Genomic DNA, 16820 nt, shown 5'->3' on the forward strand with positions numbered 1-16820 from the left:
CGAGTGTGTGATGAGTACTGAATCCGATGACAAGCCCGGCAATGCCGAGGTCACTGCCTTTGAACTGGTGGGCGGCGAGGCGCGCGTGCGCGAACTGGTCGACCGCTTCTACGACCTGATGGACCTGGAGCCGCAGTTCGCCGGCCTGCGCGCGCTGCATCCGCCCTCGCTCGAGGGCTCGCGCGACAAGCTGTTCTGGTTCCTGTGCGGCTGGCTGGGCGGCCCCAACCACTTTATCGAGCGCTTCGGCCATCCGCGCCTGCGCGCGCGGCACATGCCGTTCGAGATCGGTGTCAGCGAGCGCGACCAGTGGATGCGCTGCATGGCGCTGGCGATGCAGGACATCGGCCTGCCCGAAGACCTGCAGCTGCGCCTGATGCAGGCCTTCTTCCAGACCGCCGACTGGATGCGCAACGTGGCGCGCTGAGGCGCCAACGCGCCCGTTTCTACCTCGAAAGGTTTCCCTGCCGATGACAGCCCAACTGCCTGAAGACGCCCTGCGTGTGCTGGATTTCTGGTTCGACCGGCCCGGTTCGGCCGCCTGGAATACGGCGCGCCCGCAATGGTTCACCAAGTCGGATGCGTTCGATGCGCAGATTCGCGCGAATTTCCTGTCGGTCTGGCAGGTCGCCTGCGACGGGGCGCCCGACGACTGGTCGGTCACGCCCGAGGGCGCGTGCGCGCGCGTGGTGTTGCTGGACCAGTTCCCGCGCAACATGTTCCGCAACGACCCCCGCAGCTTCGGCACCGATGCGCAGGCGCTGGCACTGGCCAAGCGCATCGTTGCCAGCGGCATGGACCGCGCGCTGCCGACCGACTACCACCGCATGTTCTGCTACATGCCGTTCGAGCATTCGGAGTCGCTGGAAGACCAGGACGAGGCGGTGCGCCTGATGACGCAGCTGCGCGAAGCCAGCGGCGGGGTGGTGGATGCCGTCGAGTGGGCCGAGAAGCACCGCGTGATCATCGCGCACTTTGGCCGCTTCCCGCACCGCAATGCGGTGCTGGGCCGGCCGAGTACAGCCGAGGAACAGGCGTTCCTGCAGCAGCCGGGCTCGTCCTTCTGAGCCCGGCCCGGCAGCCGGCGCGCGCTCAGGTCTGCTCGCGCGCCTGCTGCCACTTGTCGACGCGCAGGCGCGGCGCGGCCGCCAGTTGCGCCAGCAGGCCGGCGGGCGTGTCGCCCACGTGCAGCAGCTCGGCGTGCACCTGCTTCAGGAAGCCTTCGCGCACCGCGTGCGACAGGAAGCCCAGCATGCCGTCGTAGAACCCGGCCAGGTTCAGCAGGCCCACCGGCTTGGCGTGGTAGCCCAGCTGCAGCCAGGTAAAGGTCTCGAACAGTTCCTCGAAGGTGCCCACGCCGCCGGGCATGGCGACAAAGGCGTCGGCGCGGTCGGCCATCATCTGCTTGCGCTCGTGCATGTTGCGCACCACGTGCAGCTCGGTCAGGCCGCGATGGCCGACTTCCTTCTGCATCAGCGCTTCCGGGATGATGCCGATGGCACGGCCGCCATGTTCCAGCACGGCATCGGCGACGATGCCCATCAGGCCCACCTTGCCGCCGCCGTACACCAGCGCCAGATCGCTTTCGGCCAGGGTGCGGCCGAGCAGGCGCGCGCCCTCGGCGTATTCGGGGCGATTGCCGGGACTGGACCCGCAATACACGCAGACGGATTTCACTTCGTTTCCTTTGCCGCGCCGGCGGCCTTGGCTGCCGCGTAGTCGCGCGCCAGCTGGTCGAATGCCTCCCGTGCCCGGCCACGCAGGTAGGGCGCCAGGATCGAGAAGATGTGGTAGCTCGAGCCGTGCAGGTAGCCGCGGATCTGCTCGGGATCGTTGTACTGGCGCGGATGCTGCACGAACTGGAACGACAGCCAGTAGGTCGCGACCACCACCATGTTGGTGCAGATGGCCTCGACCTGCTCGGGCGTGGCTTCCATCTCGCCGTCCTCGATGAACTGGCGGCAGATCTCGTGCGCAAAGCGCTGTTTCTGCTCGACGATGCGCTTGAAGTTGGTCTCCAGCATCCGGTTGCGCGCCAGCAGGTCGTTGATGTCGCGGTACAGGAAGCGGTAGTTCCACAGGAACTCGGACATGTACTGCAGGTAGCCCCAGCTTTCGTCGAGCGTGGCCTTGTGGTCGTCCGGCATCTTCAGGCGGCGCTCCATCTCCTGCTCGAAGCGCACGAAGATCGAGTTGATGATGTCGTCCTTGTTGCGGAAGTGGTAGTAGAGATTGCCGGGGCTGATCTCCATCGCTTCCGCGATCGTGGTGGTGGTGACGTTGGGCTCGCCGACTTCGTTGAACAGGCGCAGCGAGACGTCGAGGATGCGGTCCCTGGTGCGGCGGGGTCCGGTTTGCGGTTTCGGTTCCATGGGCGTCCGGGCGATCGGTGCGATCGGTAAGTCGGGGGCAGGGTAGCGATTATAAGCAATCGGCCTGCCGCGCCCATTCTGCGCGCCGCCCCGGGCCGGATCAGCCGGCCAGCGCCTGCGCCCACCGCAGCACGTGCGGCCCGGCGATGGTGATCCAGGTGCCGCCGCACAGCACCAGCGCCAGCATCACCGCGGCGCTGCCGAAGTCCTTGGCGCGCTTGGACAGGCTGTGCCGCTCCAGCGAGATGCGGTCGACCGCGGCCTCGACGCTGGAATTGAGCAGTTCGACGATCAGCACCACCAGCAGCGTGCCCAGCAGCAGGATGCGCTCGACCGCGGTCACCGGCAGCAGCAGGGCGCACGGCGTCAGGATCACCACCAGGGTCAGCTCCTGGCGGAACGCGCTCTCCTCCAGCACCGCATAGCGCAGCCCGGACAGCGAATTGATGGCCGCATGCCAGGCCCGCGCCAGGCCCCGGTTGCCCTTGTGCGGATTCTGGTCGACGGAGTAGTCAGCGCTCTGCATGGCGGGCGGCGGCCTCTGCATTGGCGGGTCGGACGGCAGTTCCGGATGCGGTTTCGGCATGGGTTTGCGGGGCGGAAGGCTGGGCTGTGGCGGTTGAGGCCGCTGCGCCGCCCCGGCCCGGCCTGGCAGCGGCGAACGGCCGCAGGTGGGCCAGGAACTGCTCGGACGCGGCGCGCCACGAGAAGCGTTCGGCGTGGGCCCGGGCCGTGGCGCGGTCGATGCGCAGCGCTTCCAGGCAGGCCTCGCGCAGGTCTTCGTGCATCACGCCGGCGGGGCTGTCGCCGAGCACGTCGATCGGGCCCGTGACCGGATACGCTGCCACCGGCAGGCCGCTGGCCAGCGCTTCCAGCAGCACCAGCCCGAAGGTGTCGGTGCGGCTCGGGAACACGAACACGTCAGCGGAAGCATACACCCGCGCCAGCTCGGGCTGGCTCAGCACGCCCAGGTAGTTGGCGCCGGGATAGCGCGCGCGCAGCGCCGGCAGCGCCGGGCCGTCGCCGACCACCCATTTGGAGCCGGGCAGGTCCAGCGCCAGGAACGCCTCGACGTTCTTCTCCACCGCCACGCGGCCGACGTACAAAAAGATCGGGTGGGCGGTGTTGAGCACGTTGGCGCGCTGCGGCGTGAATACGTCCAGGTCCACGCCGCGCGTCCACAGCACGGCGTTGTTGATGCCGTAGCGCCGCAGGTCGTCCAGCACCACCGGCGTCGGCGCCATCACCGCCTGCGCGGGGCCGTGGAACCAGCGCAGGAAGCGGTAGGTCCACGCCAGCGGAATGCCGAAGCGGGCCTGCACATACTCCGGGAAGCGCGTGTGGTAGGCGGTGGTGAAGGGCAGCTTGCGGCGCAGCGCATGGCTGCGCGCGGCCAGTCCCAGCGGGCCCTCGGTGGCGATGTGCAGCGCGTCGGGGCCGAAGGCCTCGATGCGCCGCCGTACGCGCGCGCCCGGCAGCAGCGACAGCCGGATCTCGGGGTAGGTCGGGCAGGGCACGGTGCGGAATTCCAGCGGCGTGATCATGTCGACCGTGTGGCCCATCGCCTCCAGTTCGCGGCGCGTCGACTTGAGCGTGCGCACCACGCCATTGACCTGCGGTTCCCAGGCATCGGTGACGATCAGGATCTTCATGCAGCCTCCTTGGGCGCGGTGGAAGGGCAATGCGGATGGCGCCGGTCGGATGGAGCCATGCGATATAAGCGCGACCGGCGCGGCTCAGCCGGCCACGGCGGCGCGGCGCCGGCGGCGCATGGCGGGCGCGGGCGCGTCGAGCAGCGTGGTCCAGTAGACGATCTTCAGTTCGCCTTCCAGGGTTTCGACCAGCGCCGACAGGCTTTCGACCCAGTCGCCGTCGTTGCAGTAGAGCTGGCCATTGACCTCGCGGATCTCGGCCTTGTGGATATGGCCGCAGACCACGCCGTCGCAGCCGCGGCGGCGCGCCTCGTCGACCATCGCGCTCTCGAACGCGCCGATGTAGTTGACCGCGTTCTTGACCTGGTGCTTCAGGTACTGCGACAGCGACCAGTACGGAAAGCCCAGGCGCGCGCGCAGCCGGTTGAAGTGCCGGTTGAGCGCCAGGATCATGGTGTAGAGCGAATCGCCTAGGTAGGCCAGCCAGCGCGCGTGCTGCACCACGCCGTCGAACAGGTCGCCGTGCACCACCCACAGGCGGCGTCCGCTGGCGGTGACGTGGATCGCCTCTTCGCGCACGGTGATGTCGCCGAAGGCCATGCCGTCGAACTGGCGCGCGGCTTCGTCGTGGTTGCCGGGCACATAGATCACCTCGGTGCCCTTGCGCGCCTTGCGCAGCAGCTTCTGCACCACGTCGTTGTGGCTTTGCGGCCAATACCAGCCGCGGCGCAGCTGCCAGCCGTCGATGATGTCGCCGACCAGGTAGAGCTGGTCGGATTCGTTGTGCTTGAGGAAATCCAGCAGGTAGTCGGCCTGGCAGCCGGGCGTGCCCAGGTGGATGTCAGACAGCCAGATCGCGCGGTAGCGCTGGATCGGGTGCGGCTCGGGGGGATAGGTTTCCTGCGTTTCGCGCGGCGGCGCCAGCGCGGCGCCATCGAGTGCCGGCGCCATGAAGGCGGTCACCGGTGCGGCGGGGCCGCTGTCAGCGCTGCGGCGCAGCCATGGCGCCAGTTGCGAGGCCTTCGACAGATACCCGCGGGCAGATCGGATTGCTTGCACCATGCCAGTCCCGGTTGCGGCGATGGCTGCATTCAGCCAGCCGGCAATGACGCGACGGTGACGAAAACATGACTGACATGTGAATCGTTGCGGCCGCGGGACAGCCGCTGCATGGGCGGACTCGCAACCGGCTCGGCGTCCGGCTCAGCGGCCGCGCGCTGACAGTTCGGCCAGTGCGTCGAGTGCCGCACGCACCGCGGCGGGATGGCGCAGCAGCGACACATGGCCGATGCCGGACAGCGGGATATGGCCGGCGCCGTCGAGCCAGCCGGTGCAGGGCGGGCCCGCGATCGAATCGTGCCAGCTGAAGATCGAGATCATGCGCGCGCGCAGCCGCGGCGTTTCGGCGGCCGCCAGCGCGCGCAGCCAGGGGCTGCCGCAGCTCATCTGGCGCGCATTGTGACCGCCGCCAAAGCGCGCCAGCGCGCTGCCGTGGTGCGGGCTGCCCAGCGTCACGATGCCGGCGCAGAGGTCCTCGTCGCCGGCCAGCTGCAGCGCGGCGCGCGCGGCCAACCCGCCCATGCTGTGGCAGAGCAGCAGCGGCGCGCGCCCGCTGTCGGCGCGGATGCGCCGCATCGCGTCCAGCAGCGCGCGCGCGTAGTCGTCGATGTCGCCGAACACGGGTTCCAGGTCGATCCCGTGGCAGCGGTAGCCGGCGGCGGCCAACGCCGGCTGCATGTCGAGCCAGATCGCCTGGCCGCAGGCATAGCCATGGACCAGCAGCACCGGCGGGGCATCGCGGCCGGGCCGTGCAGGGTCGGCCGGCGCAAACGGTGCACGGGCGCGGAAGGGCTGCAGCCAGTCGAACATGCGCAGCACCGCCAGGCATTCGGTTGCGTAGCAGCGCAACGCTTCCGCTGGCCGCAGCGGCCTGCGCGTGGCGGCAAGTTCGGCGGGCGGCGCGGGCGGGTGGTCGCCGCGTGCGACCCACAGGCCGCGCCCGCTCAGCGCGAAGGCGATGCCAATGCCGGCGGCGAAGCCGCCCAGGATCAGCCCCGCGCCGGCGGCGAGCGCGCCCGGCCACGGCCATGCCGCCGTCCGTACCAGCGCCGCGGCAATGCCGACCGCTGCGGCCGCCTGCGCGGCCACCGCGACGCGGCGGATGCCGGCGGCGCCCAGGCTCATGGCCGGGTGCGCAGGTCGGTCAGGCGCGTGCCGGCCAGGCGGTCGTGCAGGAACTGGCGGCGCGGGTCGAGCCAGGCCAGCAGGATCCAGACCAGCAGGCCGGCGCACAGCACGCCGACGAACGGGCCCTTGACCAGCCCGAGCATGTGCCCGACGGCGGCCGATGGCGGCAGCCAGAGCCAGGCCAGCACGTAGCGCAGCGCCGCCTGCGGCCAGCGCGGCGGCAACCCGGCGGCGTTCTCGACGCGCATGCGCCAGGTTTGCATCGCCAGGGTCTGGCCGTTGCGCTGCCAGAACCAGGTGAAATACAGCCCCATCACGAGGAAGCTCCACAGCTGGATCACCAGCGGCCCGTCCGCGCCCAGCTTCTGCAGCAGCGGCCGCACCAGCAGGTAGGCGGCGGTCGAGGCGCTCAGCACGCCGAACAGCAGCACGCCTTCATAAAGCATGCAGGCGATGCGGCGGCGCAGCGGCGGGGCGGCCGGCGCGGACGCGGCAGGGGGTACGGGGTCGAGGGTGGCAGCGGGCATCGATGGCGGTCTGAACAGGGCGCCGGCGCCCGGCATGCGGATGCCGGTGCGGGCCTGGCGAAGCTGGCCCGCGTGCGCTGGCCGGCCTCAAACGGCCATTATGCCAAATGGCCTGCGAATTACTGGCGCACGGTGGCGTCGGACGCTGCCGCCGTCGCTTCGGTGGGCGCCTGCGCTGCCGCTGAGGCTGGCGCGGGGGCCGCGGGCAGCGCGGCGCTTGCGGGCGTCATCGGAGTGGCAGCGGCGGGGGCGGACGCCGCGGCCACGGCAGCTGCCGCGGCTGCGGGGGCGGCGGGCAGCGCCGCGCCCTCGCTGGCGGGCATACCGGCCGGATGGGCCGGATGGGCAGCGTGGCCCGCGCCCGCCTTGTGTTCATGGCGCAGCTGGCGGCTGGTGTCGCTGGGCAGGCGCTTGCCGCTGGGCAGCGCGCTGACGGCACCGGGGCGGCGCGGCACGTGGTCGGCGGCGGCCAGCTTCTTCTTCTGCTCTTCGGGCAACTGCTGGTACTTGTCCCAGGCCTCGGCCTTCTTCTCGGTCGGCAGCGAGCGGGTGATCTGGTAGTTTTCGCGCGCCAGCCGGCGTTGCTGCGGAGTCATCCTGACCCACTCCGCCATGCGCGCCTGCAGCCGGGCCTGCTCGGCCGGCGAATATTTCGGATAGCGCGCGGCGATGCGCAGCCACTTGTGGCGGTTCAGCTCCGGCAGGCTGTCCCACAGCGGCTGCAGCGGCGCCAGGATGCGCTGGTTGACCGGGCTCAGGTCGGCCCAGGCGGGCTTGGCGCTGACCGGCTGGGCCGGGTGGGGGGCGGCGGTCCCGACCGCCGCGGAAGCGCCCTGTGCCTGTGCCGGCGCGGGAAGCAGCCCCCAGCACGCGGCGGCGCCGGCGCCGGCCAGCAGGGCGGCCAGCCGGCGGCGCAGGGCGTCGGGGCGGGGAAGCGGGGGCGCCATGCTATTGCCCGTGCTTCAGGAACACGTGGAAGCCCTCGTCGGCATAGGCCGTGGGCGGCAGGTCGTCGAGCAGCATGGCCGCGTCGATATCGGCCAGCTCCTCGATGCGCTTCTGCTCCTGCCAGTGGTAGATGCCCACCAGGCCGGCGCCCAGGGCGACCAGCGTCCAGACCAGGCCCAGCCGGCGCAGCCAGGCGCCGGCGCGGTGCAGCGGCGAGGCGTCGTCTTCGAACAGCGGCGCGTGCGCGCCCGGCATGGCAAGCTGCGGCACCAGCACGGGCGCCTCGGCCTTCTTGCGGGCGACCGCCATCCGGCGCGCCGCGGCGAGCCGTTCGGAAATGTCGGCCGGCAAGGCGTCGGCGCCGGCGTCGAGTGCCGCGCGAACCTCATGCGCAAACCGGCGCTCGCGGATTTCTTTGTCGTTTCTGCTCATAGTCGGACCCCCCGTGCGCGCAGCGCCTGCGCAAGTGTGTGCGTGGCACGGGAACAGTGCGTCTTGACGCTGCCTTCGGAACAGCCCATCACGGCCGCGGTTTCGGCGACGTCCATATCTTCCCAGTAACGCATTAAGAATGCCTGGCGTTGACGCGTGGGCAGGCGCTGGATCTCCTGCTCGATGATGTGCATGACCTGGGCGCGCTCGACCTTGTCGGCGCTGCTTTCGGCCGATTCCGAGCCGGCCTGCGACTCGAGCGTCTCCAGCAGGTCGCTGTCGTCGCCGCCGTCGCGGTCGTCGCGCAGGCTGGAAAACAGCGAAACCCAGGTATTGCGCACCTTCTGGCGCCGGAACCAGTCATGGATGGTGTTCTGCAGGATGCGCTGGAACAGCGGCGCGAGTTCCGCGGCGCTCTTGTCGCCATATTTTTCGGCCAGCTTGATCATGGCGTCCTGGACGATGTCGAGCGCGGCCTCGTCGTCGCGGACGGCAAACACGGCCTGCTTGAAGGCGCGCCGCTCGACGCTGGCAAGAAAGGCGGACAGTTCCTGGTCGGTGGCCATTCAGGCGGTTGGGGCTTGTTGCGCCGGGACCCGGGCCCGGTTCTGGTGAATGTGCTGCCGAGGGCGCGCGGCGCCCCAAGGTGCTGGGATGCTAGCAAAATTTGGCCGCGCTGTACCGTTTTGTATGGCTGGACATACATGGCGCTGCGCAAAAGTTTTTGCAAATCCGGGGAACTTGCCGATGCCGGCGGCGTAAACAACCGTAGACCGCGCTGGTGCATTGCAGTATCATCGACAGTTCACACGACATCAGTGGTTGTCTCATCCGGCCGCTTATGAGGCGGTCTTCCATGCAGACGCGCACCGCTTGAACCCGAGCCACAAGTTCGGCAGAGAGCATCCAAACAATTTTTTGCCGAAAATTGCAAAGGACTGAAATGAACATGCCCAGCGCGGAATTCTCCCACGCCGACAGCAATTCATCTGCCGCACCCGAAATGATCGGGGCGGAAATTCTCGTTCACGCACTTGCCGAAGAAGGCGTCGAGTACGTCTGGGGCTATCCCGGCGGCGCAGTGCTGTATATCTACGACGAGCTCCACAAGCAAACCAAGTTCGAGCACATCCTGGTGCGCCACGAGCAGGCCGCGGTCCATGCCGCGGACGGCTACGCACGCGCGACCGGCAAGGTGGGCGTCGCCCTGGTGACCTCCGGTCCCGGCGTGACCAATGCCGTCACCGGCATCGCCACCGCGTACCTCGACTCGATCCCGATGGTGGTGATCACCGGCAACGTGCCGACCCACGCCATCGGCCAGGACGCCTTCCAGGAGTGCGACACCGTCGGCATCACCCGTCCGATCGTCAAGCACAACTTCCTGGTGAAGGACGTGCGCGACCTCGCCGCGACCATCAAGAAGGCGTTCTTCATTGCCTCGACCGGCCGTCCCGGCCCGGTGGTGGTGGACATCCCCAAGGATGTCTCGCGCAATGCCTGCAAGTACGAGTACCCCAAGTCGATCGACATGCGCTCGTACAACCCGGTCAACAAGGGCCACTCGGGCCAGATCCGCAAGGCGGTGGCGCTGCTGCAGAACGCCGAGCGCCCGTACATCTACAGCGGCGGCGGCGTGGTGCTGGCCAATGCCAGCGACGAGCTGCGCCAGCTGGCGGCGCTGACCGGCCACCCGGTGACCAACACGCTGATGGGCCTGGGCGCGTTCCCCGGCACCCACAAGCAGTTCGTCGGCATGCTCGGCATGCACGGCACGTATGAAGCCAACATGGCCATGCAGAACTGCGACGTGCTGATCGCCATCGGTGCCCGCTTCGACGACCGCGTGATCGGCAACCCGTCGCACTTCACCTCGCAGGCGCGCAAGATCATCCATATCGACATCGATCCGTCGTCGATTTCCAAGCGCGTCAAGGTCGATATCCCCATCGTCGGCAACGTCAAGGACGTGCTGCAGGAACTGATCGCCCAGATCAAGGCCAGCGACGTCAAGCCCAAGCGCGAGGCGCTGGCCAGGTGGTGGGAGCAGATCGAGCAATGGCGCTCGGTCGATTGCCTGAAGTACGACCGCAGCTCCGAGATCATCAAGCCGCAGTACGTGGTGGAAAAGATCTGGGAACTGACCCACGGCGACGCCTTCATCTGCTCCGACGTCGGCCAGCACCAGATGTGGGCTGCGCAGTTCTACAAGTTCAACGAGCCGCGCCGCTGGATCAACTCCGGCGGCCTGGGCACGATGGGCGTGGGTCTGCCGTACGCGATGGGCATCAAGAAGGCCTTCCCCGAGAAGGAAGTCGTCACCATCACCGGCGAGGGCTCGATCCAGATGTGCATCCAGGAGCTGTCGACCTGCCTGCAGTACGACACCCCGGTGAAGATCTGCTCGCTCAACAACGGCTACCTCGGCATGGTGCGCCAGTGGCAGGAGATCGAGTACGACAACCGCTACTCGCATTCCTACATGGATGCGCTGCCTGATTTCGTCAAGCTGGCCGAGGCCTATGGCCACGTCGGCATGCGCGTCGAGAAGAGCTCGGACGTCGAGCCCGCGCTGCGCGAGGCGTTCCGCCTGAAGGACCGTACCGTGTTCCTGGACTTCCAGACCGATCCCACCGAAAACGTCTGGCCGATGGTCCAGGCAGGCAAGGGCATTTCCGAAATGCTGCTCGGCGCGGAGGACCTGTAATGCGACACATCATTTCGGTCCTGCTGGAAAACGAAGCCGGTGCGCTGTCGCGCGTGGTGGGCCTGTTCTCGGCCCGCGGCTACAACATCGAGACGCTGACCGTGGCGCCGACCGAGGATTCCTCGCTGTCGCGCATGACCATCGTCACCACCGGTTCGGATGACGTGATCGAGCAGATCACCAAGCACCTGAACCGCCTGGTGGAAGTGGTCAAGGTGGTGGACCTGACCGAAGGCGCGCACATCGAACGCGAGCTGATGCTCGTCAAGGTGCGCGCGGTCGGCAAGGAGCGCGAGGAAATGAAGCGCACCGCCGACATCTTCCGCGGCCGCATCATCGATGTTACCGAGAAGACCTACACCATCGAGCTGACCGGCAACGGCGTCAAGCTCGATGCGTTCCTGGACGCGATCGACCGTACCGCCATCCTCGAGACCGTCCGCACCGGCGGCTCGGGCATCGGCCGCGGCGAGCGCATCCTGAAGGTCTGACCGGCCCCGGCTCACCCAACGGCTTCACGCAGTATCCCCGGGGCGGCGCGATCCGTGCGCACACGATGCGCGCGAGGATGCCGCTCCTCTCATACAAAAGACAGAGATTGAAGGAATCATCATGAAAGTGTTTTACGACAAGGACGCCGACCTCTCCCTGATCAAGGGCAAGAACGTCACCATCATCGGCTACGGCTCGCAGGGCCATGCCCACGCGCTGAACCTGAAGGATTCGGGCGTCAACGTGACCGTCGGCCTGCGCAAGAGCGGCGCGTCGTGGAACAAGGCCGTCAACGCCGGCCTGCAGGTCAAGGAAGTGGCCGAGGCCGTCAAGAACGCCGACGTGGTCATGATCCTGCTGCCGGACGAGCAGATCGCCGACGTGTACAAGAACGAAGTGCACGCCAACATCAAGGAAGGCGCCGCGCTGGCCTTCGCCCACGGCTTCAACGTGCACTACGGTGCGGTGATCCCGCGCGCCGACCTGGACGTGATCATGATCGCGCCGAAGGCCCCGGGCCACACCGTGCGCGCCACCTACACCCAAGGTGGCGGCGTGCCGCACCTGATCGCCGTGCACCAGAACAAGTCCGGCGCCGCCCGTGACATCGCGCTGTCGTACGCCACCGCCAACGGCGGCGGCCGTGCCGGCATCATCGAGACCAACTTCCGCGAAGAAACCGAGACCGACCTGTTCGGCGAGCAGGCCGTGCTGTGCGGCGGTACCGTCGAGCTGATCAAGGCCGGCTTCGAGACCCTGGTGGAAGCCGGCTACGCGCCGGAAATGGCCTACTTCGAGTGCCTGCACGAACTGAAGCTGATCGTCGACCTGATCTACGAAGGCGGCATCGCCAACATGAACTACTCGATCTCCAATAACGCCGAATATGGTGAATACGTCACCGGTCCGCGCGTGGTGACCGAGGAGACCAAGAAGGCGATGAAGCAGTGCCTGAAGGACATCCAGACCGGCGAATACGCCAAGAGCTTCCTGCTCGAGAACAAGGCCGGCGCCCCGACGCTGATCTCGCGCCGCCGCCTGAACGCCGAGCACGAAATCGAAGTGGTGGGCGAGAAGCTGCGCGCGATGATGCCGTGGATCGCCAAGAACAAGATGGTCGACCAGTCGAAGAACTGACCGGTAGCGCTGCCTGATGGCCCGCGCCGCACGGCGGCGGGTCGAAGCCGTTCAGCGTTCCGTGCCTTGCCCTTCTATCATCGGAAGGGGATTGCCGGGACCTGAACGGCTTTTTGTTATCCTTGTCGAACTTTTCGGGCAAGGCGTGCCGGATGCTGCTCCCCGCGGCGGCCGGCAGGGCGCGCGGCACGTGCGTGCCGCGGCCAGGCCGCCTTGCCCTGGCCTGTATCCACCGAAACACGTACTGCATGAACTATCCTCATCCGCTGATCGCCCGTGAAGGCTGGCCGTTCCTGGCCGGCGCCTTTGTCATCTCGCTGCTGGTGCATGCCAGCGCGGGCTTCTGGTGGGCGCTGCCGCTGTGGATCATCACGGTGTTCGTGCTGCAGTTCTTCCGCGACCCGCCGCGTCCGATCCCGTCGCAGCCCAATGCCGTGCTGGCCCCGGCCGACGGCCGCATCGTCGTGGTCGAGAAGACCATGGACCCGTACGCCAAGCGCGAGGCGCTGAAGATCAGCGTCTTCATGAACGTCTTCAACGTGCACTCGAACCGTGTCTCGGTCGACGGCGCGGTGGAGAAGGTCGAATACTTTCCCGGCAAGTTCGTCAATGCCGACCTGGACAAGGCCTCGACCGAGAACGAACGCAACGCGGTGCTGATCCGGCGCGCGGCCGATGGTCAGCTGGTGACGCTGGTGCAGGTGGCGGGCCTGGTGGCGCGCCGCATCCTGTGCTACACCAAGCCCGGCGACAACCTCTCGCGCGGCCAGCGCTACGGCTTTATCCGCTTCGGCTCGCGCGTCGACGTGTACCTGCCGCTCGACGCACGCCCGCGCGTGACCATCGGCGAGAAGGTGTCGGCCTCGTCGACCATCCTCGCCGAACTCGACGTGCAGTGAGCGGCGGCCTGACCGGAGCACAGTGATGGTTGCCTTCCATCGACGTAACAAGCGCAGCGGCAGCGGCAACGTGACCCACCTGCGGCCGTTCCGCCACAACCAGCTGCGCGGCGCCGACGACGACTTCGACGACGAAGCTGTCGACGACCACGACATCGTCTACCAGCGGCCGCGGCGGCGCGGCATCTACCTGCTGCCCAACGCCTTCACCACGGCGGCGCTGTTCGCCGGCTTCTTCGCCATCGTGCAGGCGATGAACATGCGCTTCGACGCCGCCGCCATCGCCATCTTCGCGGCCATGGTGCTCGATGGCATGGACGGGCGCGTGGCCCGCATCACCAATACGCAGAGCGCGTTCGGCGAGCAGTATGACTCGCTCTCGGACATGACCTCGTTCGGCGTCGCGCCGGCGCTGGTGATGTATGAATGGATCCTGCATGACCTGGGCAAGTGGGGCTGGATCGCCGCCTTCGTCTACTGCACCTGCGCGGCACTGCGGCTGGCGCGCTTCAACGCCAATATCGGCGTCGTCGACAAGCGCTTCTTCCAGGGCCTGCCGAGCCCGGCCGCTGCCGCGCTGGTGGCCGGCTTCGTGTGGCTGGTGATCGACAACAAGCTGCCGGTCAAGGAGCTGTGGATGCCGTGGGTGGCGTTCGGCATCACGCTGTACGCGGGGCTGTCGATGGTGTCCAACGCGCCGTTCTACAGCGGCAAGGCGCTCGACGTGCGCTACCGCGTGCCGTTCGGCATGATGGTGCTGGTCCTGGTGCTGTTCGTGGTGGTCTCGACCGATCCGCCGGTGGCGCTGTTCGGGCTGTTCGTGGCCTACGCGATCTCGGGCTATGTGCTGTGGGCCTGGCGGGCCATGCATGGCAAGCCGGCGATCGAGAAGAAGCCGCGGGAATAAATCGCAGAAGGGCGCTCAGGCGCCCTTCATGCATTGCGGGATTCACAATTGTTTTCATGCCACGGCCATCGGGGCGTGGCACTCTGCAGTGTTTTCCACCCACCGTCAGGAGGATGTCATGGGCATGTTCGACTTCATCAAGGAAGCGGGAGAAAAGCTGTTCGGCACCGGCGAGGCCAAGGCCGCGCAGGCAGCGGCCGCGGCGGATGCATCGGCGGAGAAGGTCGATGCCGCCAATCGCGCCGCGGGCGACGCGATCGAGGCGTATATCAGGAAGATGGGGCTGGACGCGACCGGGCTGATGGTGCAGGTCGACGGCTCGCAGGGACTCGTCACCGTGTTCGGCGTGGCACCCGACCAGGCCACGCGCGAGAAGATCATCCTGTGCGCCGGCAATGTCGAGGGCGTCGACAAGGTCGAGGACAAGATGTCGGTCAACGTCGAGTCCGCGGAATCGGGCTGGCACACCGTGGTCAAGGGCGACACGCTGTGGGCGATCGCGCAGGCCGCCTACGGCAACGGCGCCGAGTACAACAAGATCTTCGAGGCCAACAAGCCCATGCTGAGCCACCCGGACAAGATCTACCCGGGCCAGAAGCTGCGCATCCCGCCCAAGGGCTGAGCACCACCGCAGGCGGCGCGTGCGGCAAAACCCTGTGTTGCGCGTGCGCGCCAAGTCGGCTATAGTCGCAGCCATGATTTCGCGCCAAGTCCTAATCGCCCGCACCACCCTAGGTGGCCTACTAGGCCATCAGGTCGGGACGCGCGCGCGCTAAGGACGGACTTACCCCTTAGCGCGGAATCCGCAAGGAATTTTCCAACGCCCCGGCCTGCTCCATGCACGCCGGGGCGTTTTGCATTCCACAGCCGTGGAGCGCGGAACAGGCGGTAAATCCCCGGACGCAGCATGCCGGGGACAGCACACGACAAGCAATCAGGAGCTCCACACCATGTCTGACAAACTCATCATTTTCGACACCACCTTGCGTGACGGCGAGCAATCGCCCGGCGCCTCGATGACGCGCGAGGAAAAGATCCGCATCGCGCGCCAGCTGGAACGCCTGAAGGTCGATGTGATCGAGGCCGGTTTCGCCGCAAGCTCCAACGGCGACTTCGAGGCGATCCGCTCGATCGCGCAGGTGGTCAAGGACTCCACCATCTGCTCGCTGGCCCGCGCCAACGACAAGGACATTGCCCGCGCGGCCGAGGCGCTCAAGCCGGCCAACTCGTTCCGCATCCACACCTTCATCGCCACCTCCGCGCTGCACATGGAGAAGAAGCTGCGCATGACGCCGGACGAGGTCTACCAGCAGGCGCGCCTGGCGGTGCGCTTTGCGCGCCAGTTCACCGACGACATCGAGTTCTCGCCGGAAGACGGCAGCCGCTCGGACATGGACTTCCTGTGCCGCGTGCTCGAAGGCGTGATCGCCGAGGGTGCGACCACCATCAACCTGCCCGATACGGTAGGCTACGCCGTGCCGGAAGGCTATGCCGAGCTGATCCGCTCGGTGCGCGAGCGCATTCCCAACTCGGACAAGGCGGTGTGGTCGGTGCACTGCCATAACGACCTCGGCATGGCCGTGGCCAACTCGCTGGCGGCGGTCAAGATGGCCGGTGCGCGCCAGATCGAATGCACCATCAACGGCCTCGGCGAGCGCGCCGGCAACACCAGCCTGGAAGAAGTGGTGATGGCGGTGAAGACGCGTCGCGACTACTTCAACCTCGACCTCGGCATCGACACCACGCAGATCGTGCCGGCGTCCAAGCTGGTGTCGCAGATCACCGGCTTCGCGGTGCAGCCGAACAAGGCCGTGGTCGGCGCCAACGCCTTCGCGCATGCCTCGGGCATCCACCAGGACGGCGTGCTCAAGGCGCGCGACACCTACGAGATCATGCGCGCCGAAGACGTGGGCTGGACCGCCAACAAGATCGTGCTGGGCAAGCTGTCGGGCCGCAATGCCTTCAAGCAGCGCCTGCAGGAGCTGGGCATCGAGCTCGACAGCGAGAGCGAGGTCAACGCCGCCTTCACGCGCTTCAAGGAGCTGGCCGACCAGAAGGCCGAGATCTTCGACGAGGACATCGTCGCCATCGTCTCGAACGAGGCCCAGCACGACGCCAACGAACACTTCCGCTTCATCTCGCTGTCGCAGCGCTCCGAGACCGGCGAGCGTCCGCATGCGCGCGTGGTGTTCAGCATGGACGGCCAGGAGCAGAGCGGCGAAGGCGAGGGCAACGGCCCGGTCGACGCCACCCTGCATGCGATCGAGTCGCGCGTGGCCAGCGGCGCCGAGATGGTGCTGTATTCGGTGAACGCCATTACCGGCGGCACCGAGGCCCAGGGCGAAGTGACCGTGCGCCTGTCCAAGGCCGGCCGCATCGTCAACGGCGTGGGTACCGACCCGGATATCGTCGCGGCCTCGGCCAAGGCCTACCTGGCCGCGCTGAACAAGCTGCACGACAAGGCCGTGCAGAAGATCAACCCGCAGATCTGATCCAGGCCCCTGCGCTGACGGCGGAAGGCCTACCCGGCCCGAACGTACGGACCAGGCCCGCCATTCCC

19 protein-coding genes are annotated in these 16820 nt (G+C 67.6%); 9 read left to right on the top strand and 10 right to left on the bottom strand.

Annotated elements, in window-relative coordinates; all coding sequences use genetic code 11:
* Positions 1-10 precede the first annotated feature (10 nt).
* Positions 11-427, top strand: coding sequence for a group II truncated hemoglobin (locus C7416_RS14245; RefSeq protein WP_111519541.1), 417 nt, complete (start codon positions 11-13; stop codon positions 425-427).
* Positions 428-470: 43 nt separating this feature from the next.
* Positions 471-1067, top strand: coding sequence for a DUF924 family protein (locus C7416_RS14250; RefSeq protein WP_111519542.1), 597 nt, complete (start codon positions 471-473; stop codon positions 1065-1067).
* A 25-nt stretch (positions 1068-1092) separates the two neighbouring features.
* Here the strand turns inward: C7416_RS14250 and C7416_RS14255 are convergent, their stop codons facing one another.
* From C7416_RS14255 to C7416_RS14300, 10 genes are all read right to left on the bottom strand, one after another.
* Positions 1093-1677 carry an LOG family protein gene (locus C7416_RS14255; RefSeq protein ID WP_111519543.1) on the bottom strand — a complete coding sequence of 195 codons (585 nt, stop codon included), beginning with the start codon at positions 1675-1677 and terminating at the stop codon, positions 1093-1095.
* The gene (locus C7416_RS14260) at positions 1674-2372 is read right to left on the bottom strand and encodes a TetR/AcrR family transcriptional regulator (RefSeq protein WP_018005421.1); all 699 of its coding nucleotides are present in this window, start codon (positions 2370-2372) and stop codon (positions 1674-1676) included. The genes C7416_RS14255 and C7416_RS14260 overlap by 4 nt, the downstream gene beginning before the upstream one ends.
* A 100-nt stretch (positions 2373-2472) precedes the next feature.
* On the bottom strand, positions 2473-2958 hold the full coding sequence (locus tag C7416_RS14265; RefSeq protein ID WP_111519544.1) for a diacylglycerol kinase: 486 nt from the start codon (positions 2956-2958) through the stop codon (positions 2473-2475).
* Positions 2885-4024, bottom strand: a complete 1140-nt coding sequence (locus tag C7416_RS14270; protein WP_111519545.1) for a glycosyltransferase family 4 protein — start codon at positions 4022-4024, stop codon at positions 2885-2887. The genes C7416_RS14265 and C7416_RS14270 overlap by 74 nt, the downstream gene beginning before the upstream one ends.
* A gap of 84 nt (positions 4025-4108) precedes the next feature.
* Positions 4109-5086, bottom strand: a complete 978-nt coding sequence (locus C7416_RS14275; protein WP_111519546.1) for a UDP-2,3-diacylglucosamine diphosphatase — start codon at positions 5084-5086, stop codon at positions 4109-4111.
* Positions 5087-5227: 141 nt separating this feature from the next.
* Positions 5228-6208, bottom strand: a complete 981-nt coding sequence (locus tag C7416_RS14280; protein WP_111519547.1) for an esterase/lipase family protein — start codon at positions 6206-6208, stop codon at positions 5228-5230.
* A complete protein-coding gene (locus C7416_RS14285; RefSeq protein WP_111519886.1) occupies positions 6205-6738 on the bottom strand; it encodes an RDD family protein in 534 nt (177 codons plus the stop codon). The genes C7416_RS14280 and C7416_RS14285 overlap by 4 nt, the downstream gene beginning before the upstream one ends.
* A gap of 119 nt (positions 6739-6857) precedes the next feature.
* Positions 6858-7685, bottom strand: coding sequence for a DUF3106 domain-containing protein (locus C7416_RS14290; protein ID WP_111519548.1), 828 nt, complete (start codon positions 7683-7685; stop codon positions 6858-6860).
* Between the two features lies 1 nt (position 7686).
* The gene (locus tag C7416_RS14295) at positions 7687-8118 is read right to left on the bottom strand and encodes a DUF3619 family protein (RefSeq protein ID WP_111519549.1); all 432 of its coding nucleotides are present in this window, start codon (positions 8116-8118) and stop codon (positions 7687-7689) included.
* Complete coding sequence (locus C7416_RS14300; RefSeq protein WP_111519550.1) at positions 8115-8684, bottom strand: RNA polymerase sigma factor; 570 nt, start codon at positions 8682-8684, stop codon at positions 8115-8117. Before C7416_RS14300 ends, C7416_RS14295 begins: the two co-directional genes overlap by 4 nt.
* Before the next feature lie 377 nt (positions 8685-9061).
* Here C7416_RS14300 and C7416_RS14305 point away from each other — a divergent pair, with 377 nt between their 5' ends.
* The 7 genes from C7416_RS14305 to C7416_RS14335 all read left to right on the top strand — a co-directional run bounded on the left by C7416_RS14305 (position 9062) and on the right by C7416_RS14335 (position 16752).
* Positions 9062-10825 carry an acetolactate synthase 3 catalytic subunit gene (locus C7416_RS14305; protein WP_111519551.1) on the top strand — a complete coding sequence of 588 codons (1764 nt, stop codon included), beginning with the start codon at positions 9062-9064 and terminating at the stop codon, positions 10823-10825.
* Positions 10825-11316 carry an acetolactate synthase small subunit gene (gene ilvN / locus C7416_RS14310; RefSeq protein ID WP_012352317.1) on the top strand — a complete coding sequence of 164 codons (492 nt, stop codon included), beginning with the start codon at positions 10825-10827 and terminating at the stop codon, positions 11314-11316. The genes C7416_RS14305 and ilvN overlap by 1 nt, the downstream gene beginning before the upstream one ends.
* Positions 11317-11437: 121 nt before the next feature.
* A complete protein-coding gene (ilvC, locus tag C7416_RS14315; RefSeq protein WP_012352318.1) occupies positions 11438-12454 on the top strand; it encodes a ketol-acid reductoisomerase in 1017 nt (338 codons plus the stop codon).
* 248 nt (positions 12455-12702) lie between these two features.
* Positions 12703-13353, top strand: a complete 651-nt coding sequence (locus tag C7416_RS14320; protein ID WP_111519552.1) for a phosphatidylserine decarboxylase — start codon at positions 12703-12705, stop codon at positions 13351-13353.
* 25 nt (positions 13354-13378) lie between these two features.
* Positions 13379-14260 carry a CDP-diacylglycerol--serine O-phosphatidyltransferase gene (pssA, locus tag C7416_RS14325; RefSeq protein WP_111519553.1) on the top strand — a complete coding sequence of 294 codons (882 nt, stop codon included), beginning with the start codon at positions 13379-13381 and terminating at the stop codon, positions 14258-14260.
* Between the two features lie 118 nt (positions 14261-14378).
* Complete coding sequence (gene lysM, locus C7416_RS14330; protein ID WP_111519554.1) at positions 14379-14882, top strand: peptidoglycan-binding protein LysM; 504 nt, start codon at positions 14379-14381, stop codon at positions 14880-14882.
* 328 nt (positions 14883-15210) lie between these two features.
* A complete protein-coding gene (locus tag C7416_RS14335; RefSeq protein WP_111519555.1) occupies positions 15211-16752 on the top strand; it encodes a 2-isopropylmalate synthase in 1542 nt (513 codons plus the stop codon).
* The last annotated feature ends 68 nt before the right edge of the window (positions 16753-16820 follow it).

The organism is Cupriavidus phytorum, from assembly GCF_003254285.1.
In the GTDB taxonomy this organism is placed as follows: domain Bacteria; phylum Pseudomonadota; class Gammaproteobacteria; order Burkholderiales; family Burkholderiaceae; genus Cupriavidus; species Cupriavidus phytorum.